The 24,239-nt window shown below is 72.0% G+C and carries 26 protein-coding genes and 1 riboswitch; of the genes, 5 read left to right on the top strand and 21 right to left on the bottom strand.

Features of this window, described 5'->3' with window-relative positions:
- Positions 1-40: 40 nt before the first annotated feature.
- The 5 genes from ACI3ET_RS04210 to ACI3ET_RS04230 all read right to left on the bottom strand — a co-directional run bounded on the left by ACI3ET_RS04210 (position 41) and on the right by ACI3ET_RS04230 (position 5,842).
- Positions 41-916, bottom strand: a complete 876-nt coding sequence (locus ACI3ET_RS04210; RefSeq protein WP_405031708.1) for a hypothetical protein — start codon at positions 914-916, stop codon at positions 41-43.
- A 4-nt stretch (positions 917-920) separates the two neighbouring features.
- A complete protein-coding gene (locus tag ACI3ET_RS04215; RefSeq protein ID WP_405031709.1) occupies positions 921-1,679 on the bottom strand; it encodes a hypothetical protein in 759 nt (252 codons plus the stop codon).
- Between the two features lie 84 nt (positions 1,680-1,763).
- Positions 1,764-2,711 (bottom strand): endonuclease/exonuclease/phosphatase family protein, encoded by a 948-nt coding sequence (locus ACI3ET_RS04220; RefSeq protein ID WP_405031710.1) that lies wholly within the window; start codon positions 2,709-2,711, stop codon positions 1,764-1,766.
- A gap of 98 nt (positions 2,712-2,809) precedes the next feature.
- Positions 2,810-4,096 (bottom strand): MFS transporter, encoded by a 1,287-nt coding sequence (locus ACI3ET_RS04225; RefSeq protein ID WP_405031711.1) that lies wholly within the window; start codon positions 4,094-4,096, stop codon positions 2,810-2,812.
- A gap of 105 nt (positions 4,097-4,201) precedes the next feature.
- A complete protein-coding gene (locus ACI3ET_RS04230) occupies positions 4,202-5,842 on the bottom strand; it encodes an esterase/lipase family protein (protein WP_405031712.1) in 1,641 nt (546 codons plus the stop codon).
- Positions 5,843-5,994: 152 nt separating this feature from the next.
- Between ACI3ET_RS04230 and ACI3ET_RS04235 the strand changes: the two genes are divergently transcribed.
- The 4 genes from ACI3ET_RS04235 to ACI3ET_RS04250 all read left to right on the top strand — a co-directional run bounded on the left by ACI3ET_RS04235 (position 5,995) and on the right by ACI3ET_RS04250 (position 8,595).
- Entirely contained in the window at positions 5,995-6,393 is a 399-nt protein-coding gene (locus ACI3ET_RS04235) for an HIT family protein (RefSeq protein WP_405031713.1), read from the top strand.
- Between the two features lie 6 nt (positions 6,394-6,399).
- Positions 6,400-6,930, top strand: coding sequence for a DoxX family protein (locus ACI3ET_RS04240; protein ID WP_405031714.1), 531 nt, complete (start codon positions 6,400-6,402; stop codon positions 6,928-6,930).
- A gap of 2 nt (positions 6,931-6,932) precedes the next feature.
- Complete coding sequence (locus tag ACI3ET_RS04245) at positions 6,933-8,054, top strand: methyltransferase domain-containing protein (protein ID WP_405031715.1); 1,122 nt, start codon at positions 6,933-6,935, stop codon at positions 8,052-8,054.
- Positions 8,055-8,250: 196 nt separating this feature from the next.
- A complete protein-coding gene (locus ACI3ET_RS04250; protein ID WP_405031716.1) occupies positions 8,251-8,595 on the top strand; it encodes a hypothetical protein in 345 nt (114 codons plus the stop codon).
- Between the two features lies 1 nt (position 8,596).
- Here ACI3ET_RS04250 and ACI3ET_RS04255 read toward each other — a convergent pair whose 3' ends face one another.
- Genes ACI3ET_RS04255 through ACI3ET_RS04265 form a run of 3 tightly spaced genes read right to left on the bottom strand, consistent with a single transcriptional unit; the run spans position 8,597 to position 11,078 of the window.
- A complete protein-coding gene (locus ACI3ET_RS04255; protein ID WP_405031717.1) occupies positions 8,597-9,217 on the bottom strand; it encodes an L-threonylcarbamoyladenylate synthase in 621 nt (206 codons plus the stop codon).
- Positions 9,218-9,242: 25 nt separating this feature from the next.
- Positions 9,243-10,061: an alpha/beta fold hydrolase gene (locus ACI3ET_RS04260; RefSeq protein ID WP_405031718.1), complete on the bottom strand. Its 819-nt coding sequence runs from the start codon at positions 10,059-10,061 to the stop codon at positions 9,243-9,245.
- 30 nt (positions 10,062-10,091) lie between these two features.
- A complete protein-coding gene (locus ACI3ET_RS04265) occupies positions 10,092-11,078 on the bottom strand; it encodes a GNAT family N-acetyltransferase (RefSeq protein WP_405031719.1) in 987 nt (328 codons plus the stop codon).
- 70 nt (positions 11,079-11,148) lie between these two features.
- Between ACI3ET_RS04265 and ACI3ET_RS04270 the strand changes: the two genes are divergently transcribed.
- Positions 11,149-11,811, top strand: coding sequence for a DUF421 domain-containing protein (locus ACI3ET_RS04270; protein ID WP_405031720.1), 663 nt, complete (start codon positions 11,149-11,151; stop codon positions 11,809-11,811).
- On the opposite strand, the gene ACI3ET_RS04275 is transcribed toward ACI3ET_RS04270, so the two are convergent.
- The 13 genes from ACI3ET_RS04275 to ACI3ET_RS04335 all read right to left on the bottom strand — a co-directional run bounded on the left by ACI3ET_RS04275 (position 11,755) and on the right by ACI3ET_RS04335 (position 23,973).
- Complete coding sequence (locus ACI3ET_RS04275; RefSeq protein WP_405031721.1) at positions 11,755-13,017, bottom strand: APC family permease; 1,263 nt, start codon at positions 13,015-13,017, stop codon at positions 11,755-11,757. The two genes, ACI3ET_RS04270 and ACI3ET_RS04275, sit on opposite strands and share 57 nt — an antisense overlap.
- A gap of 51 nt (positions 13,018-13,068) precedes the next feature.
- Positions 13,069-13,506: an OsmC family protein gene (locus tag ACI3ET_RS04280; protein WP_405031722.1), complete on the bottom strand. Its 438-nt coding sequence runs from the start codon at positions 13,504-13,506 to the stop codon at positions 13,069-13,071.
- A 45-nt stretch (positions 13,507-13,551) separates the two neighbouring features.
- Positions 13,552-15,075 carry a glutamate--cysteine ligase gene (locus ACI3ET_RS04285; RefSeq protein WP_405031723.1) on the bottom strand — a complete coding sequence of 508 codons (1,524 nt, stop codon included), beginning with the start codon at positions 15,073-15,075 and terminating at the stop codon, positions 13,552-13,554.
- An 83-nt stretch (positions 15,076-15,158) separates the two neighbouring features.
- Complete coding sequence (gene gcvP / locus ACI3ET_RS04290; RefSeq protein WP_405031724.1) at positions 15,159-18,095, bottom strand: aminomethyl-transferring glycine dehydrogenase; 2,937 nt, start codon at positions 18,093-18,095, stop codon at positions 15,159-15,161.
- 78 nt (positions 18,096-18,173) lie between these two features.
- A riboswitch (glycine riboswitch) is annotated at positions 18,174-18,269 on the bottom strand.
- 32 nt (positions 18,270-18,301) lie between these two features.
- Positions 18,302-18,823 (bottom strand): MerR family transcriptional regulator, encoded by a 522-nt coding sequence (locus ACI3ET_RS04295; protein WP_405031761.1) that lies wholly within the window; start codon positions 18,821-18,823, stop codon positions 18,302-18,304.
- 193 nt (positions 18,824-19,016) lie between these two features.
- Entirely contained in the window at positions 19,017-19,487 is a 471-nt protein-coding gene (locus tag ACI3ET_RS04300) for a bifunctional nuclease family protein (protein WP_405031725.1), read from the bottom strand.
- A 70-nt stretch (positions 19,488-19,557) separates the two neighbouring features.
- Positions 19,558-20,316: a transcriptional regulator FtsR gene (gene ftsR / locus ACI3ET_RS04305; RefSeq protein WP_405031726.1), complete on the bottom strand. Its 759-nt coding sequence runs from the start codon at positions 20,314-20,316 to the stop codon at positions 19,558-19,560.
- On the bottom strand, positions 20,313-20,768 hold the full coding sequence (locus tag ACI3ET_RS04310) for an FHA domain-containing protein (protein WP_405031727.1): 456 nt from the start codon (positions 20,766-20,768) through the stop codon (positions 20,313-20,315). Before ACI3ET_RS04310 ends, ftsR begins: the two co-directional genes overlap by 4 nt.
- Positions 20,769-20,875: 107 nt before the next feature.
- A complete protein-coding gene (gene gcvH / locus ACI3ET_RS04315) occupies positions 20,876-21,265 on the bottom strand; it encodes a glycine cleavage system protein GcvH (RefSeq protein WP_405031728.1) in 390 nt (129 codons plus the stop codon).
- A gap of 68 nt (positions 21,266-21,333) precedes the next feature.
- The gene (locus ACI3ET_RS04320) at positions 21,334-22,131 is read right to left on the bottom strand and encodes a DUF881 domain-containing protein (RefSeq protein WP_405031729.1); all 798 of its coding nucleotides are present in this window, start codon (positions 22,129-22,131) and stop codon (positions 21,334-21,336) included.
- Positions 22,131-22,463 (bottom strand): small basic family protein, encoded by a 333-nt coding sequence (locus ACI3ET_RS04325; RefSeq protein WP_405031730.1) that lies wholly within the window; start codon positions 22,461-22,463, stop codon positions 22,131-22,133. The genes ACI3ET_RS04320 and ACI3ET_RS04325 overlap by 1 nt, the downstream gene beginning before the upstream one ends.
- Positions 22,460-23,344, bottom strand: coding sequence for a DUF881 domain-containing protein (locus ACI3ET_RS04330; RefSeq protein ID WP_405031731.1), 885 nt, complete (start codon positions 23,342-23,344; stop codon positions 22,460-22,462). Before ACI3ET_RS04330 ends, ACI3ET_RS04325 begins: the two co-directional genes overlap by 4 nt.
- The gene (locus tag ACI3ET_RS04335) at positions 23,341-23,973 is read right to left on the bottom strand and encodes a CDP-alcohol phosphatidyltransferase family protein (protein WP_405031732.1); all 633 of its coding nucleotides are present in this window, start codon (positions 23,971-23,973) and stop codon (positions 23,341-23,343) included. The genes ACI3ET_RS04330 and ACI3ET_RS04335 overlap by 4 nt, the downstream gene beginning before the upstream one ends.
- Positions 23,974-24,239: the final 266 nt, after the last annotated feature.

Raw genomic sequence — 24,239 nt, forward strand, 5'->3', positions numbered from 1 at the left:
ATCATCCATCACGGCAACATACCACAGTGGTAGGTCGTGGTCACGGTGCGTCGTTGACGAAACGGAACTGCACCCGCACGCCGTCGTCGACCGGGACCACCACCGTCGAGTTGCTGGGCGACCACCGTTCAGGCACGAGGAACATCCGGTCCTCGCCCTGGATCAGCAGCCGCAGACCGCGGTAGCGGTAGCGGAACAGCTCCCCCTCCCCCGCCGGCAGCACGCTCTCCTGCGTGATCCCGTCCGTCAGATAGAGACGCTCGGTGGTGTCGAGGATGACGAGCGGGAGCTGGTCCAGGTCGCGTGCGGTCTGCAGGGCGTTGCCGCGCCCGGTCCACTCGGCCAGGGTCGCGGTGGCCCAGAACAGGCAGGTGGCCACCACCACGGCGCCCAGGGCGCTCACCGCCGGCCGCACCCACCGGGCGCGGTCGTCCTCCGAGCGGTACGTCCAGGCCGGCGCCGTCGGCAGCCAGAACAGGTAGGTCAGCAGCGCGACGCCCGTGCCGATGAGGAACGGGGTCGTCAGCGCGTAGGGCGGCCACTCTCCGAACCACGCGAACCCGAGCAGCAGGACCAGGCCGGCGCCCACCATCAGGAGCGCGAGCGCCATACCCACGCCCACCGCGCGGCTCGAGGGCGGGTGCCGTCGCACGCGCAGGTGGAGCAGCAGGAGCGCCATCCCCGCCAGGGCGAGGACGAGCAACGGCACGAGGAGCACGGCGGGGCTGCGCATCGCGTAGTCGGTCGTGGACAGGCTCACCGTGTCGACATCGATGCCGAAGTAGCGGAACTGGGCCCGTGAGGAGACGTAGCCGAAGTAGAAGAGCAGGGTCGTGAGCAGCGTCAGGGGGGCGATGACGCTGCTGCCGATGCCCAGCCACCGGCTGACGTGGTCGGCCACGGTCGGTTCGGCCACGGACTCACCCGTCCTGCGTGGCGTCGGTGGCGTCTGGGGCGTCGGTGACGTCGGTGACGTCGGTGACGTCGGTGACGGGCGGCGGCACGACCGCGTCGTCCCACTCGATCCGACGAGGCGTGCCCGCGGTCGCCAGCTGCCGGACGAACTCCTCGCACCGCCACGCGTCTGGTGCCTCGCAGGTGATCCGCCCCTCCGCCAGCCCGATGCTGCCGACACCGTCGACGCTGGGCGACACCTGGCGGACGGCGACGTCGCACTGGGCGGAGTCGTCCAGGACCCCCGGGGTGGACAGACAGCCGGGAAGCTGTCCCGAGCAGCCCCCGTCGACGACCTGGAAGACACCGTCCGGCGCGAGGTCGAACCGCGTGACCTCCAGGTTGAGCCCGGCCGGCAGGTCGGGCGGGCCCGACCAGTTGACGCGGACGCAGCGAAGCGTGGGGTCGTCCGCGGAGACCTCGGGGAACCCGCCGACGGGCAGGCCCGCGAGCGCGACGGCGACGCCGGCGTCCTGCGGAGGCTGGGCCTCCTCGGTGGCCTCGAGGTCTTCCGTCGTCGGGTCGGCCGGCTGCGGTTCGACCTCGGGCTCGGTCGTCGGGTCCGCGGGGGTCACCTCCGGCGCGGACGTCGAGGCGGTCGGCGGGGACCCGCCGTCCCCGGCCGGTCCCCCGCCGCTCCCGCACCCTGAGAGCAGGAGAGCGGCCAGGGTCGCAGCGACGGCGCGGGCTGCAGTGCCGAGGGCGGGCCGTGTGGGTGCGCGCATGACCCACACTGTCCTCCCCGCTTGCCGCTGCGTCAACGGTCTGGCGCCTCGGCACGCCACCCCTCCCACCAGCGGGTATGCCGCTCAGCCCGGGACCGTGAACTCCAGCCAGAGCGGGTAGTGGTCGCTGATGCGCCAGGACATCTGGGTGCGGTCCAGCCCCGAGCCGGTGAGCACGTGCGGCACGAAGTCGACGTTGCCGCCGACCTGGTCGAAGCGGATGCCCTCCAGGCGTGACTCCGTCGTGCCGTCGGCGAGCGTGGGGCTGAACCAGGAGATCTGGTCGTAGTAGTGCCGGTCCCGGTCGTCGTCGAAGATGGTGCGGCTCACGTCGTGAAGGACCGCCGGTGGGTACAGGCCGGTGGCGAAGAACTCCTGCCACAGCGGGTCCCCGTGCCGGTCGATGTTGAAGTCCCCCAGGACCATGAGGTTGCGGTTCCAGTCCCTCGGGCGGTCGGCCCAGGTCCGCATCCACCGCGCGAACGCGGTCAGCTCGGGCAGCCGGTCGGCCGGCTTCTTGCCCCACAGGACGTGCACGGTGGTGAGGATGAACTCGACCTCGTTGCGCACGAAGCCGGCGGCGTAGGGCGTGCGGGCGAACTGCTTGACGTCGTTCTGCGCGTCGTCCGGCAGCACGATCTCACCGATCAGCCCGGACGGCTGGACCCGCCGGGCGTCGTAGACGTAGGCGAGCCGCTCGTCGTTGCCCTTGTCCCCCTCGGCCACGTCCGAGGCGACGACGCGGTAGTCCTCGCCCAGCAGGGACAGGACCGCGAACAGGGCGCTGGTGTCACGTCGGGCCTCCTGGACCGCGGTGACGTCGAACCGGGACACGACCTCGGCGATGCAGGCCATCGAGTGCCAGTCGCGCTTGGGGCTGTCCGTGGCCCTGGACGTCCACCGGTCGGTGTAGCCGCTCAGGGAACGCAGGTTCCAGGTGCCGATGAGCAGGTTGGCCCCGACCTTGGCGGGCACCACCCGGTCCAGCTCGGCGCGCAGCCCGGCGAGGTCCTCGGCCACCTCGGACGGCATCGGCGAGGGTGGGGTCCGCCTCGACGCCCCACCCGTGGTGCGCGGCATGCCCCCAGCATGGCAGAGCAGGGACCGCGCGACCAGGGTCCGCCAGCGGGTCAGCCGTGGCCGGGGCGCGGGGCCGGCTGGTGGGTCTCGTACATCCGCACCGCGACAGCGACCGCCGAGACGGCGCTGACCGCTGCGGCGGCCCAGACCGCCGCCTGCAGGCCCAGCGCGTCCGCGACGAGCCCCCCGAGGACCGCGCCGACCGCGTAGCCCAGGTCGCGCCAGACCCGGTAGACCCCCACCGCCCTCCCCCGCCAGGCCGGGTGCGCCACGTCGCCGACGACCGCGAGCAGCGTCGGGTAGACCATCGCGGTGCCCGCGCCCAGCAGGACCGTGCCGACCGCCCAGCCGGCGAAGCCGTCCCCCAGGGCGATCAGGACGAGCGCGACCGACTGGGTGGCCATGCCGGTGGTCACCAGGTGCTTGCGCCCCACCCGGTCCGACAGCGCCCCCGTGATGAGCTGCCCGGCGCCCCACACCCCGGGGTAGAGCGCGAACAGCAGACCGATCCGCCCGACGGTGAGGTCGGTCGTGGCGAACAGCAGCGGGAACAGGCCCCAGGAGAGCCCGAAGTTGAGGTTGTTGACGAGGCCGGCCTGGCACGCCGAGGACAGGGCCGGCTCGCGCAGGCTCGTCTGCGCCACGATCTCACGGTCGGTGAGGTCGGCGTGCAGGTGGTCGTGCAGACCGTCGGAGCGGGGGGTGTGCCGTGCCGCCTCGTGGTGCGCGTGGCCCCGCGTCTCCCGCACGAACGCCCCGGACAGGAGCAGCGCCAGCGCGGTGTAGGCGATCCCGAGCAGGAAGGGCGCCGGACGCAGGCCGTACTGCTCCGCCAGGTAGCCGGCGGACAGGGAGGTCACGGCCACAGCGCCGTAGCCGGCGGCCTCGTTGAGCCCCATCGCCAGGCCGCGCTGCGAGGGACCGACCAGGTCGATCTTCATGACGACGGTCGTGGACCACGTCAGGCCCTGGTTGATGCCGAGCAGCACGTTGGCGGCGATCACCCACCCCCAGCTCGGGGCGAGGATGAGCATGATCGGCACGGGCACGGCGAACAGCCACCCGAGCAGCAGGACGGGCTTGCGGCCCCAGCGGTCCGAGAGCGTCCCGGCGAACCAGTTGGCGACCGCCTTGGTGATCCCGAAGGCCGCCACGTAGGTGAAGATGAACGTGTAGCCGGTGAGTCCGAACTCCTGCTCGGCGAGCAGCGGGAGGACCGTCTGCTGCTGGCCCACCATGCCCCCGACGAGCGCGTTGACCGCTACCAGGAGCGCGAACTGGGCGGCGTTCGCCCGCAGGCCCAGGCGGACGGGGCGCGTGGGCGTCGGATCGGTCACGAGGATCAAGTATGCGCGGACCTGCGCACGACGCTCACGCCGTGGACTCCGCCGCCCCTGGCACCGACCAGGCCCTGGCGCACGACGCGCCGGGGCCTCGTGCGCTCAGCCCTGCCGGTTGGCGGCGATCGCGACGCGCATCCGACCGGAGAACCCGGTCCCGTCGACGTCCAGGTACCAGCCGGGGCGGGTCCGGATCTCGGGAAGGCGCTGCACCGAGGCCTTGGTCCCCAGGTGAGCCTCCGCGGCGGCGACCTCCCGCAGCTCCTCGACCCCGCGGGCGTTCCGTCCCACCAGGTACTTCTCCCCCGTGTGCAGGAAGAACTCGGCGTCGACGCCCGGGAAGGCCTGGACGTAGTACTGCTTGCGGAAGATGACGTTGTCCGAGAACCCGATCCCGTTGACGTCCCGCTCCCCCACGTAGACGTCGAGGCGGAACACCATACCGGGGGCGCTGTCCGAGGGCTTGGCGCCGGCGTCGACCCAGCCCTCCCAGACCAGTCGGTCGGGGCCGGCCCACCCGCTGGTGCGGTCCCCCGGCTCGGCCAGCGGCTTGCGCAGCTCGGTGGCCAGGTCGGGAAGGTCGTCGGACAGGTCGTCCTTGGCGAACGGGCCGTAGCAGTTCTCGGCCTCGGCGCTCTGGTGGAACAGCTCGAAGTCGACGTAGCGGGGCTTGATGCTGACGCCGAAGTAGAACTCGCTGTTGCCGAACCAGTCCTTGCCGCGGGTGATCTTCGCCCCCTCCAGCCACAGGCTGACCTTGTGCGTCCCGTGCAGGAAGCGCATGGCGATCTCATAGGTCTCCCGGGAGTTGACCACGGAGTCCGGGCCGCCGTGGCTCTTGTGGACGAAGGTCCGCGGGGCCCCCGGCAGCTGGGCGGCGGAGTGCTTGACGAGCCCGTCGCTGCGGTTGGTCGCCAGCGTGCCCTCGTCGAAGAGGGAGGACAGCCGGTTGAGCACGCTCGCCGGACCCACGCCGTAGCTGCGGTAGTTGGTGCCGACGAGGGTGAGGATCCGCTCGACCGGGAAGGCCTTCTCCAGCTCCAGGAACCGCGTGCTCTCCGGGGAGAAGGACTCCAGCTCGTCGGAGCCGGCCTTGGCCCCGGGCAACGAGTCGACGAGCCACCTCGGCATCCGTTGAAAGGCGATCCCCCGGTGCGGGGTCCCGAGGGTGACGACGCGGTGGACGAGCTCGGCCGCCGACCCCGGGGCGTCCTTGTGCATGGCCAGCAGCGCCTCGCGCATCACCAGCCCGCCCATGCTGTGGCAGACGAGGTCGACGCCGTCGAAGGAGCCGGCCTCGTCGCGCTCGACCGCCTTGCGGATCAGCCCGATAACCTGCACGAGACCCTCGCCGTAGCGCTGGAGGCTGCGCGGGCTGAGGTCGTAGAAGCGGTAGACCCACAGGGTGCCGGCGGCCGCCTCGCGCAGCACGCGGCGGGCCACCTGGTGGTCGATGACGACAGTGCCACTGGTCTCCGTCTCCTCCCAGCCGTCCAGGTCGCCCCCCGGGGAGGTGACCGCGCTGGAGTAGTAGCCCACGACGTTGGTGGCGTCGGTGTAGCGGTAGGAGGTCGACTTCAGCGCCCGCAGCAGGAAGCCCTCGTAGATGTAGTTGTCCCCCCGCCGACCCGGGTAGACGGTCCCCTCGTTGAAGCCCTGGTAGGCGTTGGCCTGCTCGGAGCCGATGTCCAGACCCCCGAACCCCCGCACCAGGATCAACGGTCGGGTGCGTACGTCGTTCATTCCAGACTCCCTGCCTTCGTGGACGGACCGCGCTGGTTGCTGCTGGTCTAGCAGCCCGGCCACCTCTGCGGCATGGGTAGTTCTACCCATTGACAACCGCACGCGTATGTGGTGGGTGCAGTCCGGCCCGGCGCGAGACCTAGGCTGGGCGCATGACGACCCTCTTCACGCGGATCATCGACGGTTCGATCCCGGCGGAGGTGGTGTGGGCGGACGACGTCTGCGTCGCCTTCCTCGACATCGAGCCGCTGACCGTAGGTCACGCGCTGGTCGTGCCGCGGGCCGAGGTGGCGCACTGGGTCGACCTCGACGGTGACACGGTCGCGCACCTCATGCAGGTGGCGGCCCGCGTCGGTCGGGCCCAGCTCGAGGCGTTCGGAGGCGAGCGGGTCGGCCTCATCGTGCAGGGCTTCGAGGTGCCGCACGCGCACCTGCACGTCTTCGCCGCGACCGGCCCGGACGACTTCGACCTCGCTCGCAAGCGCCCCCGGGACAAGCAGCTGCTCGCCCGGGACGCCCGGTCCCTGCGCGCGGCGCTCGGCACGGGCTGAACCCGCATGTCGTCCGGCAGCGACGAACCCCGTACCCCTGAGGACCCCGACGACCACGACGACTACCACCGCGACGTCTACGACCGCTGGGAGGACCAGGATGACCTGGGGGGCGGCCGCAGCAGGGGCACCGACTTCGGGCTCCTCCTGCTCCGGCTGGGGCTGCTCCTCCTCGTCCCCCACGGGCTGGCGAAGGCGACCGACATGGCTGCCTTCGTGGAGACCGTCGACTCCAACGTCGTCGGTGCCCAGGCACCCGAGTTCTTCGCCTGGATGGTGATGCTCGGCCAGGTGGCCCTGCCCCTGCTCGTCGCCCTCGGTCTCTTCACGCGCCCGGCCGCCTTCCTGGTCGCCGCGATGATGGTCACGATCTGGGCGCTGATGATCTACCTTCGGCTCGACTACACGCTGCTCACCGAGACCGGCGGACTCACGGGCGAGGCCGCCCTGCTCTACGCGGTGCTCGCCCTGCCGCTGGCGTTCACCGGGGCCGGCCGGTGGTCCGCCGACGCCATGCGCACCGGCGGACGCCCCTGACCGTGGAGTGCTCCTACTTCGACGCCGGCGCCTGCCGCTCGTGCACCCTCATGGGCACGGGGTATGCCGTGCAGCTGGCGGGCAAGCAGCGCGCGGTCTCCGGGGCGCTGGTGGACGCGGCCCCCGCCGCCACGTGGGAGGAGCCGTTCGCCAGCGCCGAGTCAGGCTTCCGCAACAAGGCCAAGCTGGTCGTCGGCGGACGACGCGGCGCCCCGACGCTGGGGATCCTCGACGCCCAGGGACGTGGGGTCGACCTGCGCCACTGCGGGCTGCACGAGCCGGGTCTGGCACAGGCGGTGCCGGTCCTCGCCGAGCTCGTCGCCGCCTCCGGCCTGCGGCCCTACGACGTCCCGGGCCGGCAGGGCGAGCTCAAGCACCTGCTGGTCACCCACTCCCCCGACGGGGAGCTGATGACCCGCTTCGTGCTCCGATCCCCCGGGCAGCTCCCGCGCGTGCGTGAGCTCGTGGCGGAGCTGACCGCGCGCCTGCCCGGGACCCGCGTGGTCAGCGTCAACCTCCAGCCCGAGCACAAGGCGGTCCTGGAGGGCGAGGAGGAGATCGTCCTCACCCCCGCGTCGACCCTGCCGATGCGGGTCAACGGCATCACCCTGCACCTGCGGCCCCGGAGCTTCTTCCAGACCAACACCGCGGTGGCCGCCGCCCTCTACCGCCAGGCCTGCGCATGGGTGGACGCGACGTCCGGCTCCGTGTGGGACCTCTACTGCGGTGCCGGTGGGTTCGCACTCCATCTCGCGAGGCCCGACCGCGACGTCCTCGGGGTGGAGGTGTCGGCCGAGGCGGTCGCCAGCGCTCGGACGAGCGCGGCGGAGCTCGGCGCGGACCGCGCGCGCTTCGTCGCGGCCGACGCCACGTCGTACCTGGCCTCGGGGACGGGTCCGGCCTGCGTCGTCGTCAACCCGCCACGTCGCGGCATCGGCTCCCTCGCCGACCGGCTGGAGTCGTCCGGCGTGCGCGAGGTCGTCTACTCCAGCTGCAACGTGCGGTCCCTGGTCCGGGACCTCGGTCGCATGCCGTCCCTGCGGGTGCGGTCGGCGCGGCTGTTCGACATGTTTCCCCAGACCGGGCACCACGAGGTGATGGTGCACCTCGTGCGCGCGGACTGATCCCCCGGAGGAGGGCGCCGCGACCGCTGCCCTGCACCCGGCCTTCCGCGCGACCTGCGGCACATCTCGGTGGCCATGACCCTTCGTCCCCCCGCCGCCCCGGCGAGCCCGAGCGCCCCCGCGCCTGCCATGATGGGCACCGCACCGTCGGCCCCCTGGTCGACACCCGCGGACGACGAAGGAAGTTGGTCGAATCATGTCGAACACGTTCGACGCCGTGCCCCTCGGCGCTCACGAGCGGAGCACGGCCTTCCTGGCGGTCGACGAGCCGCAGCTGCGGCTGGACGAGATCATCGAGGAGGCCCAGCTGCACCGCGGTTCGCTGCGGGAGCAGGACGGCTACACGATCCCCTTCCGCGAGGGTGGGTCGGTGCGGATCACCGTCGTGCAGGGTGCAGGTGGCGGCGGCAGCGGTCTGCGCTTCACGACCGACGCACCGACCGTCGAGCGACGCACGCACATCGAGGAGACCATCGGCCAGCAGGTGGCGGGCCAGCTGACCGGTGACGCCGGGGTGCTGACCTTCGAGCCGGTCGGCTGACCTACTCGAACGGGCTCGGGTCGCCCGAGCCCACGCGCACGATCTCGGCCGTGCCGTCCGAGAGATCCACGACGGTGGTCGGCTCGCAGCCCGTCTGGTCGCCGTCGACGACGACGTCGACGAGGTGGTCGAGGCGCTCCTTGACCTCCCACCCCATGCTCAGCGGCTCGTCCTCGCCCGGCAGAAGCAGGGTGCTCGTCAGCAGCGGCTCGCCCATCTCGGCCAGCAGCGCCTGACAGATGGGGTGGTCCGGCAACCTCACCCCCACGGTCTTCTTGCGGGGGTGCAGCAGCCTCCGCGGCACCTCCTTGGTGGCGGGGAGGATGAAGGTGTACTGTCCCGGGGTCGCGGCCTTGACCGCGCGGAAGACCGCGTTGTCGAGCTGGACGAACTGCCCGAGCTGGGCGAAGTCGGAGCACATCAGCGTGAAGTGGTGCTTGTCGTCGAGCCGGCGGATGTCGACGATGCGCTGCTTGGCGTCGGGGTCCCCCAACCGGGCACCGAGCGTGTAGCAGGCGTCCGTCGGGAACGCCGCCAGGCCACCTCCGCGCAGCACGTCCGCGACCTGGCCGATCAGCCGTGCCTGCGGGTCGTGCGGGTGGATGTCCACGAAGCGCGCCATGGCAGCACTGTAGTGGTCCTCCTCCTCACTCGCCCGAGAGGAAGTGCCGGACCGCGGCGCTGAAGACCTCCGGCTGCTGGGAGTGCACCCAGTGGGTGGCGTCCTTGATCGTCATCCGCACCGTCTGGGGGAACAGCTGCCGCATCGCGGGAACCTGGGCGTCGGTGATGTAGTCGGACCCGCTGCCGCCGATCCACAGCACCGGACCGTCGAAGGTCCGGCCCTCGTGCGGGATGTCCCCGGTGATCGCGGCGAGGTCCCGGCGCAGCATCTGCAGGTTGGGCTGCCAGCCGAAGGTGTGGGTGGCCGGGTCACGTCGCAGGTTCTGCAGCAGGAAACCGCGCAACGAGGGCTGGGGCACGTCCCGCGCCAGCTGGCGGTCCGCGTCGCCGAGGCTCTCCAGACCGGACAGCTCGACCCGGGCCAGCGAGCCCAGGAGGTGCTCGAACTCGCTCACCTCACCCGTGCCGGTCGGCGAGACGTCCACGACGACCAGTCGGTCGACCAGCTCGGGGTGGGCCAGCGCCATCGTCATGGCGATCTTCCCGCCCATCGAGTGCCCGACGACGTGGACAGGACCGTCGGCCGCGACCCCGGAGCTCAGGTGCTCGGCCACCTGCTCGGCCGCCCGGGCGTAGTCGAACGAGGTGTTCCAGGCGGACGACCCGTGGTCGGGCATGTCGACCAGCAGCGACCGGAAGTCCGGCCGCAGCGCCCTGGCGATCGAGGTCCAGTTGCGGCCGCGGCCGAAGAGGCCGTGGAAGAAGGCGACGACCGGTCCCTGGTCGCCCACGAGCGTGCTGTGCACCGGGTGTCCGGCCGGGGGGTGTCCTGTCGCGCTCACGGACCCGACCCTACGTGGCGCGCCGCCGGCTCAGTCCAGCGGCAGGTCGCGCTGCATGGCCATCGTCTGGTGCTTGAGGTCGAACCCGACGCGCTCGTAGAGCCGGGTCGCCCCGGTCAGGCTCTCGGAGTCCACGTCGAGCCCGATGAGGTCGAACTCCCCGGTCGCCGCCGCGAGGCTGATCGTGCGCCTCAGGGCGTCGGCGGCCAGGCCGCGCCCCCGCGCCGAGGGAACGGTGCCGACGATGCTGACGTAGAGCTCGCGCTCGACCCACTGCCCGCAGAGGACGTAGGCGATCACCTCGCCCTCCGGGGACAGCACCAGCGTCGACACGTCGTGGCGCGAGGCCCTGGCCGTCCAGAGCTCGTGCCAGGGCTCGGCAGCCATCGGCCCCGACCCCCAGTGGTCCCGGAACGCCGCGTTGTGGGCCAGCATCGCGGGAGCCTCGTGCTCCGGACCGGGCGACACCAGCGCCACCCCCTCGGGGGCCGGCACGGCCGGGCTGTCCCGCAGCGGGCGGGTGAGGAAGTTGTACCAGCGGACGACGGCATACCCCCGCCTGGCGAGCATCGCGGAGGCGGACGACCCCTCCAGGCCCCCGCCGGCCCGCAGGTAGGCCGCCAGGCCCGGGTGCCGCTGGGTGACCAGCTCCGCGGCCCGGGGCTCGACCAGGTCCATGAGCCGCCGCCCGATCCCCCTCCCCCGGTGGTTCTCCCGCACGCCACCCTCGAGATACCCGCGTCCGTGGCCGTCGTGGTCGGGGGTCTGCGGCACCTGTGCCGTCGCGAACGCGACCATCGTGGTGCCGTCCCAGACCGCGACGCTGTCCGTGGCGGGATCGAAGCCCGGGAAGGCGAGCTCCTCGAGGAGGTCGGCCTCGCCGTAGGACTCCTCGGTGCGGTCGACGACGGCCAGGTGGTTGACGAGGTCCGCCCAGGCCGTCACGTCCTCGGGGCGCAGGTGGCCCCACCGGTATGCCGTCTGCGCTGCGGTCGAGAGGGTCCCCTGGTCGCTCATGCCCCCAGTGTGGAGGGCGCGCCCAGCGGACGCCACCGCATTGTCCGTCGGCTCTGCGACCATGCTGGTCATGCGAGACCTGTGGTACTACCTCGGCGTCCCCCCGACGGCGGCCCTGGGCGTGGTCATCAGCACCGTGACGATCTACTTCGTCTTCGGGGCGGTGTTGCGGCTGTGGGGGCAGCGCCTCTACTCCAGTCCCCGGAGCCTGGACCTCGCGGTCGTCACGGTGCTGGGTGCGATCGTGGGCCGCACGACGATGGGCCACGTCCCTACGCTCGCCGGTGGGCTGATCGCGATCGGCACGCTCGCCCTCCTCGAGCTCATCTTCCGTGGCCTGCGCCGGCTCCCGCTGCCGCAGCTGCGCCCCTCGGCGCCCAGCGCACGGGCGGTGGTGCTGGCCGTCGACGGCAAGGTGCGCACCGAGAGCCTGCGCCACTACGGGCTCAGCATGCCGGTGCTGTGGAGCTCGATGCGGCAGGCGGGCGTCAGCCACCCCTCGCAGGTGGCGCTCGCGGTGCTCGAGCCCAACGGCCGGATCTCGGTGATCCGGTCGGGGCAACCGGTCCACCCGCGCGCGCTGATGGGGATCAAGGGGGCGCACGCGGTGCAGGCGCAGCTGCGCGACGCCGGGCACCTGCACACCGGGACCCTGCCCTCGGGGGCCGAGGGCCCGTCAGGGGGCAGCGCCCCGCTGGTGGCGCCGCAGCAGGTGGACAGCCAGGCCGAGTAGGACCACGGTGCCCCCGCCGATCACGGAGGACGACGGCAGGGCAGCCGCCAGCGTCAGGCAGGCCAGCAGGCCCAGGACCGGGACCACCGCGCCCCCGCGCCACTGGTCGCGCACGGTGAACGCGGCGGCGTTCGCGACCGCGTAGTAGAGCAGGACGCCGAAGCTGGAGAAGCCGATCGCTCCGCGCAGGTCTGCGACGAGCACCACGAGGAGCACGACGGCCCCGACCGCGACCTCGGCCGTGCGGGGCACCGCCGCCGTCCTCGAGACCGTCGCGAGCCGGCGGGGCAGGTTCCCGTCCCTCGCCATGGCCATCGCGGTGCGGGAGATGCCGAGCACGAGGTTGAGCAGCGCACCCAGCGCGGCGAGACCCGCTGCAGCGCGCACCACCCAGGCGAGATCGGCGCCCCACAGGACGGCCGCCGTGTCGGCCACCGGGGCGGCGGAGCCGGCGACCGCGTCGGGACCGAGCACGCCGAGCACCGCCACGCCCACCGTCAGGTACAGGACCAGGACGACGGCCAGCGCGACGACGACCGCCCGTGGGATGACCCGGACCGGGTCGCGGACCTCCTCGCCCAGGGTGGCGATCCGGGCGTAGCCGGCGAAGGCGAAGAACAGCAGTCCAGCACCCTGGAGCACCCCGTGGGCGTCGGGAGCACCGTCGCCCCCGACCACCCGACCGAGCTCCAGCGCCATGCCCGAGCCGGCCCGTGGCCACAGCGCGGCGACCAGCACGCCGGTCAGGGCGCAGAGGACGACGGCGACGATCGCGCGGGACGCGCCGACGGACCGCCGCACCCCGAGCAGGTTGAGACCGGTGACGAGGAGGATGGCGGTCACCGCGGCCACCCGTTCGGCCCCCGGCACCAGGTAGGCACCGACGGTCATCGCCATCGCGGCGCAGGAGGCGGTCTTGCCGACGACGAAGCACCACCCCGCAAGGAAGCCCCAGACCTCGCCGAGCCGTTCGCGGCCGTAGACGTAGGTGCCGCCGGCGGAGGGGTAGCGGACGGCGAGCGCGGACGAGGACAGCGCGTTGCAGACCGCGACGACGGCGGCGACGGCCAGGGCGGGCAGGACCCAGCCTCCGGCGGCCGCGGTGGCGGGGCCCCAGACGGCGAAGACCCCCGCGCCGATCATCGACCCGAGGCCGATCGTGACCGCGTCGGAGAGACCGAGCGTGCGCCTCAGTGCGGTGGGCACGCGGCCGATCCGGGACCGGTGGTCGTCACCCGGACGATCCTGGGCGGGCGGTCACGCGGGACCGCTCACCTCGTAGCTGACCGGGGTCGGCAGCTGCACGGTGCGCGACACCGTGCACAGGCGGTCGCGAGACTTGGCGACCGCGTCGGGCAGGCGGTCGCGCGCCGCGTCGCCGGCCTGCCCGTCGGGGAAGGTCACCGAGACCGTGACCGTGATCGGTCCCAGGTGGTTCCCGTCCCCGTCGCGGACCTTGTCTCCTCCGGCCGAGATCTCGAAGGACTCCGGCTCGGCCAGCCGCGAGGTGAGCAGGTCGACGTCGATGCCGGAGCACCCTGCGATGGCGACGAGCAGCAGCTCGACGGGGGTGAAGGCGCTCGGGTCCTCCCCCCCGCTGCCGACGGGGATGGTGCCCCCCCGGACGTTGCGGGCCTCGAAGGTGGCGGACCCGGTGCGGGTCAGGGTCACGGAGCGGTGGGCGTCGTCGGACATGGGCCGTAGTCTGCCAGCGGCGGTCCGACGGTCTCCGTGCGGCCCTCACTCCTCCGCGGCGGCGGCGGTCTTGAGCGCCTCGACGGTGGGGACCGGCCAGCTGTGCACCGGGAGGTTGTCCTCGCTGTGGTCCATGTAGATGCGGAACATCTCGCGCAAGGCGTCCTCGCGGGAGTAGCCCGCCGCCTCGAAGGTCTCCGTCGTCTCGATCTGCCAGCTGGCACCGTTCTGGCGGTTCTGGCAGCGACCCTCGATGACCGAGAGGAAGTGCGAGCGCACCTCGCGCCGAAGACCGAGCGCGGCCAGCCCGTCGTCGGCGACGTTGAGGAGGTGGTTGGAGACCAGGTCGACGACGGGAACGGTGCCGAAGCCGGGCCAGGTGTGCGTGCTGGAGATGCCGTTGCGGGCCGCGTCCATGAAGTTCTTCTCGGCCGTGGCGAAGGGCATCTTCGTCCAGATCGGCCGACCGCTGGAGGTGGCCGCCTCGAGCAGCCCGTAGTAGAAGCACGCGTTGGCGACCATGTCCACGACGGTGGGGCCCGCCGGGAGGACCCGGTTCTCGACGCGCAGGTGCGGCACGCCCTGGATCGTGTCGTAGATGGGCCGGTTCCAGCGCCAGACGGTGCCGTTGTGCAGCTTGAGGTCCTTGAGCGAGGGGACGCCCCCCGACTCCAGCACCTGCACCGGGTCCTCGTCGGAGGTCTCGGGCAGCAGCGCGGGGAAGGAGCGGACGTTCTCCTCGAAGAGGTCGAAGATCGAGGTGATCCACCCGTTGCCGAAGTAGGCGCGGGGCCGCACGCCCTGGTGCTTCAGCTCGATCGAGCGGGTGTCGGTCATCTGGGTGAACAGCGGGATGCGGCTCTCCGCCCACAGCCGCTTCCCGAACAGGTAGGGCGAGTTGGCGCCGAGCGCCACCTGGACGCTGGAGATGATCGAGGCGCCGTTCCAGTAGAACGGGAAGTCCTGCGGCGTCACCTGCTGGTGCAGCTGGACCGAGGTGCAGCCGGACAGCGGCCCGATCGTGTCGTGGTAGCTGCTCACCCGCTCCCCCGTGGGGCCGTGGATGTCCAGCTCGAAGCCCTCGCCGCGCTCGCGGATGAGGGAGTCGTTGAGCGCCTGGTAGCGCATGCCGTCGGACAGCCAGCTGCCCTCGAAGAGCTCGGGCATCAGCGTCGGCACGATGCCGATGGCGGCGACCCGTGCGTCGTGCCCGCGGGCGGCGTCGCCGGCCCGCCGCAGGGACTGCGAGAGCCACCGCTCCAGCCGGACCGCCTGGTCGCCGGCCATCGGGCGGGGCGGGACGTTCATCTCGATGTTGTAGCGGCCGACCTCGGTCTGGAAGTCCTCCTCGTCGAGGTCCGTGAGGACCTCGCGGTTGATCAGCGCCGGCGCCAGCCGGTCGCCGTCGACGAGGTTGAGCTCGATCTCCAGTCCCATCAGGGGCCGGGTGAAGTCGAACCTGCTCCCCTCGAGCATCCGCTCGAACACGTCAAGGTCGCTGAGCACCTTGGCGCGGAAGGTGAGCCGCTGCTCGCGGGTGAAATCGCTCTGACTGACCTCTTGGCCCATGGGGATGATCCAAACACACCCGGGCCCGGTATGACGAGGGGCCCCGGGGATGTCGGTCCCCCGGGGCCCCTCGTCATACCGGGTCAGTCCTCGAACGCCTCCGGGGCAGGGCAGGAGCAGACGAGGTGACGGTCGCCGTACGCCCCGTCGATGCGCCGCACGGGGGCCCAGTACTTGCGGGCGGGGTCCACCCCGGGCGGGAACGCCGCCGTCATGCGGTCGTAGGGGTGGTCCCACTCCCCCGCCAGCGACAGTGCGGTGTGGGGGGCGTGGCGCAGGACGCTGTCCTCCACACCGGCGGCGGCGGCCTCGTCCATCTCGGCGCGGATCGCGATCATGGCCGAGATGAAGCGGTCGATCTCACCGAGGTCCTCGCTCTCCGTCGGCTCGACCATGAGGGTGCCCGCGACGGGGAAGGACATGGTCGGGGCGTGGAAGCCGTAGTCGACGAGCCGCTTGGCGACGTCGTCGACGGTGACCCCGGTCTGCTTGGTCAGCTCACGCAGGTCGAGGATGCACTCGTGGGCCACCAGTCCGTTCTTGCCCGTGTAGAGCACCGGGTAGTGCTCCCGCAGGCGGGCCGCGACGTAGTTGGCGTTGAGGACCGCGACCTGGCCCGAGCGGGTCAGGCCCGCGCCACCGGTGAGCCGGATGTAGGCCCAGGCGATCGGCAGGATCCCCGCCGAGCCGTAGGGGGCTGCGGAGATCGGGCCGGGGCCGCTCTCGGGCCCCGCCTCGGTGTCCAGGGGGTGGTTGGGCAGGTAGGGGGCCAGGTGGGAGCGCACGGCCACCGGTCCCACGCCCGGCCCGCCGCCGCCGTGCGGGATGGTGAAGGTCTTGTGCAGGTTGAGGTGCGACACGTCGCCGCCGAACTCGCCCGGCTTGGCGATCCCCAGCAGGGCGTTGAGGTTGGCGCCGTCGATGTAGACCTGGCCGCCGGCCTCGTGCACCAGGTCGCAGAGCTCGGTGATGGTCTCCTCGTAGACACCGTGCGTCGAGGGGTAGGTGATCATGATGGCGGCCAGCTGCTCGCGGTGCTGGTCGATCTTGGCCCTCAGGTCCTCGAGGTCGATCTCACCGTCCGTCGTGCTCCTGATCACGACGACCCGAAGGCCGGCCATCACGGCGCTCGCGGCGTTGGTTCCGTGCGCGCTGGCCGGGATCAGGCAGACCGTGCGCTGGTCGTCGCCGTTGGCCAGGTGGTAGAGCCGGATGGCCAGCAGGCCCGCAAACTCTCCCTGGGCGCCGGCGTTGGGCTGCAGGCTGATGTCGTCGTAGCCGGTGATCTCCAGCAACCACTCCGACAGCTGGCGGACGAGCTCGCGGGTCCCCTCCGTCTGCGCGTGCGGGGCGAACGGGTGCAGGGCGCCGAACTCGGGCCAGGTGATCGGCTCCATCTCGGTCGTGGCGTTGAGCTTCATCGTGCACGACCCCAGCGGGATCATCCCGCGGTCCAGGGCGTAGTCCTTGTCGGACAAGGAGCGGATGTAGCGCAGCATCGCGGTCTCGCTGTGGTGACTGCTGAACACCGGGTGGGTGAGGTAGGGCTCGTCGTCGGCACGGAGCAGGCCGCCCCAGCCGGGAGACGGCACGCTGGGGATGGAGTCCGGCGCGTCCACCCCGAAGGCCTCGGCGACGGAGCGCAGGTCGGCCAGCGTGGTGACCTCGTCGACCGAGAGCAGGACGGTGTCCGCGTCCACCTGCCACAGGTTGATCCCGCGCTCGAGGGCGGCGGCGAGCACGTCAGCGGCCCGGCCGGGGAGGCGGACAGTGAGGGTGTCGAAGTAGGTGTCGGCGCCCAGCTCGACGCCCGCCGAGGTGAGGGCGGTGGCCAGGGTGCGGGCCTTGGCGTGCGTCTCCAGGGCGATGCGGCGCAACCCGTCCGGCCCGTGCCACACGGCATACATGGAGGCCATGACGGCCAGCAGCACCTGCGCGGTGCAGATGTTGCTCGTGGCCTTCTCCCGGCGGATGTGCTGCTCCCGCGTCTGCAGCGCGAGGCGGTAGGCGGGGTGGCCGTCCGCGTCCACGCTCACACCGACGAGGCGTCCGGGCAGCGTGCGCTCCAGCCCTGCGCGGACGGCCAGGTAGCCGGCGTGGGGACCTCCGAAGCCGAGCGGCACACCGAAGCGCTGCGTGGTGCCCACGGCCACGTCGGCACCCCAACGGGAAGGGGGTGCGAGGAGGGTCAGGGCCAGCAGGTCGGCGGCGGCCGTGACCAGCGCGCCCGCCTCGTGGGCCGCTGCGGACAGGGCGGTGAAGTCCCTGATCTGGCCGTCCGCGCCCGGGTACTGCACCATGACGCCGAAGACGTCGCGGTCGCCGGCGGCGACCCGCAGCGAGGTGGCGTCGGTGACGGCGGTGAGGTCGCTCGCCACGACGCCCCAGCCGACGGCCTGGGCGCGGGCCTGCACGACGGCCAGGGTCTGCGGGAAGAGGTGCACGTCGACGAGCAGGACGGCGTCCTGAGCGACCTTGCTGGTGCGGCGCATCAGCGCCATGGCCTCGGCTGCAGCGGTGCCCTCGTCGAGCATCGAGGCACCGGCGATGTCGAGGCCGGTGAGGTCGGTGACCACCGTCTGGAAGTTGAGCAGGGCCTCGAGCCGACCCTGGGAGATCTCGGGCTGGTAGGGCGTGTAGGCGGTGTACCAGGCCGGGTTCTCCAAGATGTTGCGCAGCACGACGGGCGGGGTCTGGGTGCCGTAGTAGCCCAGCCCGATCATCGGCGTGAGGACCTGGTTGCGGGAGGCCAGCGCGCGGAGCTCGGCGATCACCGCCTGCTCGGTGGGGGCCGCGGCCAGCGACAACGGTGTGCGCGAGCGGATCGCCTGCGGGACGGCTGCCTCGATGAGCGACTCCAGGCTCTCGTGGCCGAGGGTCTGCAGCATGGTGGCGATCTCGGACTCGCGCGGGCCGACGTGCCGCCCGACGAAGTCGACGAGCGTGGTGGCGTCCTGCGGGGCGGCGTCGTCGGTGACGACCGTCCCCGTGTCGGCAGCCTCGTGGTGGGTGGTGCTCATCGACTCTCCTCGGGCAGGGGGCAGGGGTGCAGTCCCTCCCCCTCTGTCCGGCGCGCGGACGCGACGTTCCAGAGTTGCCTGATCCGCGAGGTCCTGGGCGCCTGAGAGCTTGTCGGGGAGATTGCCCCTTCGGCGCCTCACCGGTCCTGGTGAGGTCTCTCCCACGCGGCGTCGACGGCAGTGCTCAATCTACCAGCCAGGTCCGGTCAGGAGGACTTGCGGGCGCGGCGTCGCGCGGAGAGCTCGTCCCCGGGGTGCTCGGAGAGGCCTTCGTCGGCGCGCTCGCTGGGGAGCTGGGCCAGCTGCCCCTCGACCTCCCGCCAGACGCTGCCCACGGCGATGCCGAAGACACCCTGACCACCTCGGACCAGGTCGATGACCTCGTCGTCGCTGGTGCACTCGTAGACGCTGGCCCCGTCGCTCATCAACGTGATCTTGGCCAGGTCCTGCACGCCGCGCTCCCTCAGCGCCGTGACCGCGACCCGGATCTGCTGCAGCGAGACACCCGTGTCGAGCAGTCGCTTGATGATCTTGAGCACGAGGATGTCGCGGAAGCTGTAGAGCCGCTGGGTGCCCGACCCGCTGGGGTTGCGCACCGACGGCTCGAGCAACCCGGTGCGCGCCCAGTAGTCCAGCTGGCGGTAGGTCACACCGGCGGCGCCGCACACGGTGGGGCCGCGGTAGCCGATGGACTCGTCCAGGGCGGGGGTGTCCTCGGTGAACAGCATCCCCTGGGACGGTCGGTCCGCACGGGCCTGCGCCTGCGTCCCGGGGGCGTCTACGCCAGCGTTCACCGATCCTCCTCGAGGGTGTGACAGATGTGACTCGTGTGCACGATGTGCACACCCTGACCGTAGGGCGCCCACCCCGCCGGGTCAACGACCGACGCGCCGTGGCGGGGCCGGCGACCGGGACCCGGTCTCACGCTTCCTCCTCGAAGTCCTCGGCCGAGACCGAGTCGAGGAACTCACGGAACCGTTCGACCTCGTCGTCCTCCTCCACCGCCATCGTGATGCCGACCTCGTCGAGCAGGTCCTCGGACGCGAGGATCGGTGACCCGGTGCGCAGCGCCAGGGCGATGGCGTCCGAGGGGCGGGCAGAGATGACGGTCCCACCGTCGAAGTGCAGCTCTGCCCGGTAGATGCCCTCCTCCAGGGAGGTGATGTGCACCTTCTCCACGTGGTGGTCGAGCTCGGCGATGATGGTGGCCATGAGGTCGTGGGTGAGCGGGCGCGGCGGCTCGACGCCCTGCTGGGCGTAGGCGATGGCCGTGGCCTCGGGCGCGCCGATCCAGATGGGGACGTACCGCTGCCCGTCGCGCTCGCGAAGGAGCACGATGGGGCTGTTGGTCGGCATCTCGACCCGTACACCGAGGACGTCGAGCTCTATCACCCGTCCCACGGTACCCCCGTCGGCGGGCAGCTGCGCAGGTGTCTGCCCCGTGTCGGCGACGGCGGTGCGGTCAGTGACCGTCGGCCAGGCCGGAACGGACCAGGGCCACGTGCAGTGACAGCATCGCCGAGAGCAGCTGAGCCTCGGTCTCGGCGGGGTCCGGACCCGAAGCCCCGCGGGCCCTGCGGCGGCGTAGCGGCTCGAGGATCTGCTGGGTCAGACCCAGCTCGCGGTCGGCACCCACCCGGAAGGCGCGCAGGTGGCGGGCCTCGAGGCCGTAGCGGGACAGCGCGGCGGCCGCCGTCGCGACGTCGAGGTCGTCGGCGTGGTGGCGCCCTGAGGCATCGGTGCGCAGCAGGCCGAAGGCCTTGAGCTGACCGTAGGCAGCATGGTCCAGCCCTGTCCGCTCCCGCAGCTCGGCCGGCGTGATCCGCACCGCCCGGCGTCGCCGCAGGGCAGCCGCGCTGAGGTCGGCGACCGCGGTGCCCGGACCCTCGTCCGGCGCGGGGGTGGGCGGGACCACCGACCCGTCGGAGGTCAGTCCGGGGATGTCCAGCCCCTGGTCGAGCCGGTCGAGCGCGTCCTTGATGACCTTCAGCGGCCAGAACCGGTCGCGCTGGGCCGTGAGGATGAACCGCAGCCGCGCGACGTCCGCCTCGGCGAACAGGCGGTAGCCCGACGAGCGGCGCTCGGGACTGATGAGCCCCTCGGTCTCCAGGTAGCGGATCTTGGAGATCGTCAGGTCAGGGAAGTCGGGCTGCAGGGCACGCAGCACCGTGCCGATGGAGATGCCGGTCGCGCCGGGCTCGGCGCGGGCCGCAGAGGTCACGAGCGTCCGCGGTAGAACACCAGGCGGAACTTGCCGATCTGCACCTCGTCGCCGGGGTTCAGCTCGGCCTCGTCGATGCGCTGCCGGTTGACGTAGGTGCCGTTGAGAGACCCGACGTCGCGGACGAGGTAACCCTCCCCCGACCGGGCGAAGACGGCGTGCCGACGGGAGACCGTGACGTCGTCGAGGAAGATGTCGCTGCGCGGGTGCCGTCCGGAGGTCACCTCGTCGGCGTCCAGCAGGAACCGCGCGCCGGTGTTGGGACCGCGCAGCACGATGAGCAGTGCGGTGCCGGGACGCAGTGCATCCACGGTGCGCTGGTCCTCCGGCGAGAGCCTGGGGAGCTCCTCGTCGAAGGTGTACTCCGTGGCCGGGACGTCACCGCCACGACCGATGCGAGCGGTGGAAGGGTCGGCGCCGAGGTCATGGTGCTCACGGTCGCGGTCGCTCACGGGCTGACCTCCTCTGTCGTGCGTGGTATCCGGGCCGTCAGGCCCGCCGGAGCGCTGCTGCGGACCGGCGGTCCCACTCTAGTGCAGCGGGCCGACAGGCCCGTCGGTCAGTCGAGCTGTGCCTGGTAGGCGGCGCTGTCGAGGAGGGACTCCAGGACGGCCGGGTCCTCCACCCGCACCTCGTACATCCACCCCTCGCCGTAGGTGTCGGTGTTGAGCAGCTCGGGGGTGGCGTCGAGCGCGTCGTTGACGCCCGTCACCTCACCGGCCACGGGGGCGTAGATGTCGCTGACCGACTTGGTCGACTCGACCTCGCCGACCGAGTCACCGACGGCCACCGTGTCGCCGACGGTCGGCAGAGAGACGTAGACCACATCGCCGAGGGCGTCCTGCGCGAAGGCGGTGATGCCGATGCGGACGACGCCGTCCCCCTGGTCCCGGACCCACTCGTGGTCCGTGGTGTAGCGAAGGTCGTCGGGATACTGCAGGGTGCTCATCGCTCTCCTTGGGAAGGGGCTAGGCGCTGCGCTGCGCTGCGACCGGCCGGTGGTACGCCATGTCTATCCTACGGCTGCGCCGTCGGCTCGACGGGGCGAGCGTAGCGAGGCTGCTGCGGCTCGTGCAACGCGTCGATGAGCAGCTCGTCGCTCTCCACGACGTCGACGCCCGCCCCGGCCCCGCGCAGGCTGTCGCTGAAGCCGCCGGGGATCGCCATGGCCCCCGAGAGGGTGTGGGGTTCACCGATCGCACTGATCCGGTAGGGCGCCGTGAGCACGCGCCCGTCCAGGGTCAGCCGCCCATCCGGGTCCGTCCCCACCCAGGTCGAGGCGACCACCCTGACAGCACCTACCTGGATGGCCTCGGCGCCGGCGTCGCGCAGCTCCTGGATCGCGTCGAGCAGCATGGTCTGGGTGACCACACCGTCCGGGTCGTTGACGAAGACGGTGATGCCCGGACCCTCGACGGGGGCGGTGCCGGCGAGGATGGTGTAGGACTCGAGGCGGTCCTGGGCCGCCTCGACGGCCGCGACGTCACCCTGCTCACCCTGGAGCCGCGCCCGGTCGGCCTCCAGCTGGACGACCTCCTGCTGGAGCGAGGACACGCGGCCGGTGACGTCGTCGAGCAGACCCACGAGCTCGCTCTGCCGCAGCTGGCTCAGGCCGGCCTCGTCGGCGCTGCGCACCTGGGCCACGAGCGCGACGCCGAGCAGGGCCGTCAGCACCGCCGCGACGATCTGCCCCGGGGCGGGGTGGAACCGACCGAGCGCGGAGAGCCTGCGGCGCGCCTCGGCCGGCGTGGGCGAAGGACGCTCCGAACGGCCGCGCCCGCGGGGCTTGCGGGGCTCCTTGTCGACCACCACCATCAGGCCCCCAGCAGGTGTCGTCGGATGGCGGCGACGTTGGAGAAGATCCGCAGCCCGAGGACCACGACGACGCCGGTCGAGAGCTGGGCGCCCACGCCCAGCTGGTTCCCCAGGAAGACGATGAGCGCGGCGACGACGACATTGGACAGGAAGGAGATGACGAACACACGGTCGTTGAAGATGCCCTCCAGCGAGGCGCGGGCAGCTCCGAAGACGGCGTCGAGCGCCGCGATCACGGCGATCGGCAGGTAGGGCTGCAGCCACAGGGGCACCTCCGGGCTCACCACGAGTCCCAGCAGCACGCCGGCGATCAGGCCCAGGACCGGGATCATCGGTTCTCCTCCGTCTGTTCCGGGTCCGGCACCGTGCCGACCCGGGTGGACAGCCGCTCGGCCGGTCCGATGGTGATGTTCTCCCGCACGCTGACCTCGGTCTGCAGCCCGAGCTGCTGGCGCAGCTCGCGCAGGTAGGCGCCGGTGGCCCCGGTCGTCGCCTCGGTCTCGAGCCGGACAGGGTCCCCGATGGCGCGCACCTCGTAGGGCGGCGCGATCGTCCGGAAGTCCACGATGATGGCCTCCCCGGCGAACCGGATGGCCGACATGCTGGTGAGCCGCTGGTCGTTGACCGCGACGACCTCGGCACCCGCGGCCCAGAGCCCGTTGACGACCAGCTGGATGTCGCGGGCGTTGACCCGCTCCGGGTCCGCCTCGTCGCCGGGTGCCGCGTCGACGGCACGGGTGGCGTCGGCCAGCGCGACGACCACGCCCGGGCCCTCGACCGTCCCAGCACCCACGAGCACCCCGCTCTCGGTGATCTCGCGCTCGGCCACCGGACCCTCGGCGGCGAGCGCCTGCCGCTGCTCCAGGAGCAGGATGTCGGCGCGCAGGGTCTCCAGCCTGAGGCTCTGCTCGTCGCCCTCATCCTCGGCCGACTCGATGCGCTCGATCAGCTGGGCGCGTGTCTCCGCGGCGGCCGGGTCGGGGGTGCGCAGGGTCACCGCCGACACGGTGATGAGGAAGCCGAGGGCCAGGGCGGTCAGCAGCATCAGCCAGGTGCGGGACCCCGGCGAGGGCGGGAGGCCGACGCTCACGCGGGCCTCTGCGGCCGAGTGGTAGCCCGGGCCCACGGGTGGGTCCAGCACCTCTTCGAGCACCGCCATCGAGGCAGCGGGGTCGGGGTCGCGCGTGACGCCGGGACGCGACGACCACCTCATACCCGGGCCTCCCGGCCCGCGCGCAGCCGGAGCATCTGCCGCACCTGCCGGGCGTAGATGAAGCCGGTCACCCAGTACAGCGCCGCACCCCACCACACCAGCGCCCACCCGGTCGCCAGCGACGCTGTCGTCCACCAGCCCTCGACGTGGCCGAAGATCAGGAGGGGAAAGGCGCCGAGGAGGTTGAAGGTGGCTGCCTTGCCGACGAAGTCCACCGGCGGGATGGGCAGCGCGTGCCGACGCACGAGGGGCGCCATGGCGAGGATGAGGGCGTCGCGCGCCATGAGGAGGACCACCAACCACCACGGTATGAGGTCGATCCAGGCGAGGCTGAGCAGCGTGGTCGCGATGTAGAGACGGTCCGCGACGGGGTCCAGCAGCTGCCCGAGCCGGCTCTCGAGGTGGTAGTGGCGCGCGATCTTGCCGTCGAGGTAGTCGGTGAAGCCGGACAGCACCAGGACCAGTCCTGCCAGGGCGAGGCGGTCGCTCAGCAGGAGCCAGAGGTAGATCGGGACACCGAGGAGACGGATGAAGCTGAGCACGTTGGGCAGGGTGAGGAGCCGGTCGCTCACCGGCAGGTCGGGCCCGTCGCGCCCGTCCTCTGCAGGTTCCCCCGTCGCCGTGCTCATAGCGGGCAGTGTAGAGGGCTAGCCCGATGACTTCTGCTGCCGCGTCCGACGGCCAGGCGGGAGAGGCGTCCCGTCTCCGGGGACGAACGAGGGAGCTTCCGGCGTGCCGCAGCAGAGCGGCTCGACGATGGTCTGCACGGGTGCCACATCACCCGCGGTTGGCACAGACCATAGTCTCGCGATGCGGGCGGAGGGCCGGCCTGGTGGTCAGGGGACGACTGGAGGGAACGGCAGAGGCCCTGCCGGATTCCTCCGGCAGGGCCTTT

It is taken from the genome of Ornithinimicrobium jinqii (assembly GCF_045032595.1).
Taxonomy (GTDB): Bacteria; Actinomycetota; Actinomycetes; order Actinomycetales; family Dermatophilaceae; genus Ornithinicoccus.

Bases quoted from the DNA above. Each gene is read 5' to 3' on its own strand.
- ACI3ET_RS04215 (WP_405031709.1), bottom strand. From the start codon at position 1,679: ATGCGCGCACCCACACGGCCCGCCCTCGGCACTGCAGCCCGCGCCGTC.
- ACI3ET_RS04220 (WP_405031710.1), bottom strand. From the start codon at position 2,711: ATGCCGTCCGAGGTGGCCGAGGACCTCGCCGGGCTGCGCGCCGAGCTG.
- ACI3ET_RS04230 (WP_405031712.1), bottom strand. From the start codon at position 5,842: ATGAACGACGTACGCACCCGACCGTTGATCCTGGTGCGGGGGTTCGGG.
- ACI3ET_RS04235 (WP_405031713.1), top strand. From the start codon at position 5,995: ATGACGACCCTCTTCACGCGGATCATCGACGGTTCGATCCCGGCGGAG.
- ACI3ET_RS04240 (WP_405031714.1), top strand. From the start codon at position 6,400: ATGTCGTCCGGCAGCGACGAACCCCGTACCCCTGAGGACCCCGACGAC.
- ACI3ET_RS04250 (WP_405031716.1), top strand. From the start codon at position 8,251: ATGTCGAACACGTTCGACGCCGTGCCCCTCGGCGCTCACGAGCGGAGC.
- ACI3ET_RS04255 (WP_405031717.1), bottom strand. From the start codon at position 9,217: ATGGCGCGCTTCGTGGACATCCACCCGCACGACCCGCAGGCACGGCTG.
- ACI3ET_RS04265 (WP_405031719.1), bottom strand. From the start codon at position 11,078: ATGAGCGACCAGGGGACCCTCTCGACCGCAGCGCAGACGGCATACCGG.
- ACI3ET_RS04270 (WP_405031720.1), top strand. From the start codon at position 11,149: ATGCGAGACCTGTGGTACTACCTCGGCGTCCCCCCGACGGCGGCCCTG.
- ACI3ET_RS04280 (WP_405031722.1), bottom strand. From the start codon at position 13,506: ATGTCCGACGACGCCCACCGCTCCGTGACCCTGACCCGCACCGGGTCC.
- ACI3ET_RS04285 (WP_405031723.1), bottom strand. From the start codon at position 15,075: ATGGGCCAAGAGGTCAGTCAGAGCGATTTCACCCGCGAGCAGCGGCTC.
- gcvP (WP_405031724.1), bottom strand. From the start codon at position 18,095: ATGAGCACCACCCACCACGAGGCTGCCGACACGGGGACGGTCGTCACC.
- ACI3ET_RS04295 (WP_405031761.1), bottom strand. From the start codon at position 18,823: ATGCTGTTCACCGAGGACACCCCCGCCCTGGACGAGTCCATCGGCTAC.
- gcvH (WP_405031728.1), bottom strand. From the start codon at position 21,265: ATGAGCACCCTGCAGTATCCCGACGACCTTCGCTACACCACGGACCAC.
- ACI3ET_RS04320 (WP_405031729.1), bottom strand. From the start codon at position 22,131: ATGGTGGTGGTCGACAAGGAGCCCCGCAAGCCCCGCGGGCGCGGCCGT.
- ACI3ET_RS04325 (WP_405031730.1), bottom strand. From the start codon at position 22,463: ATGATCCCGGTCCTGGGCCTGATCGCCGGCGTGCTGCTGGGACTCGTG.
- ACI3ET_RS04330 (WP_405031731.1), bottom strand. From the start codon at position 23,344: ATGAGGTGGTCGTCGCGTCCCGGCGTCACGCGCGACCCCGACCCCGCT.
- ACI3ET_RS04335 (WP_405031732.1), bottom strand. From the start codon at position 23,973: ATGAGCACGGCGACGGGGGAACCTGCAGAGGACGGGCGCGACGGGCCC.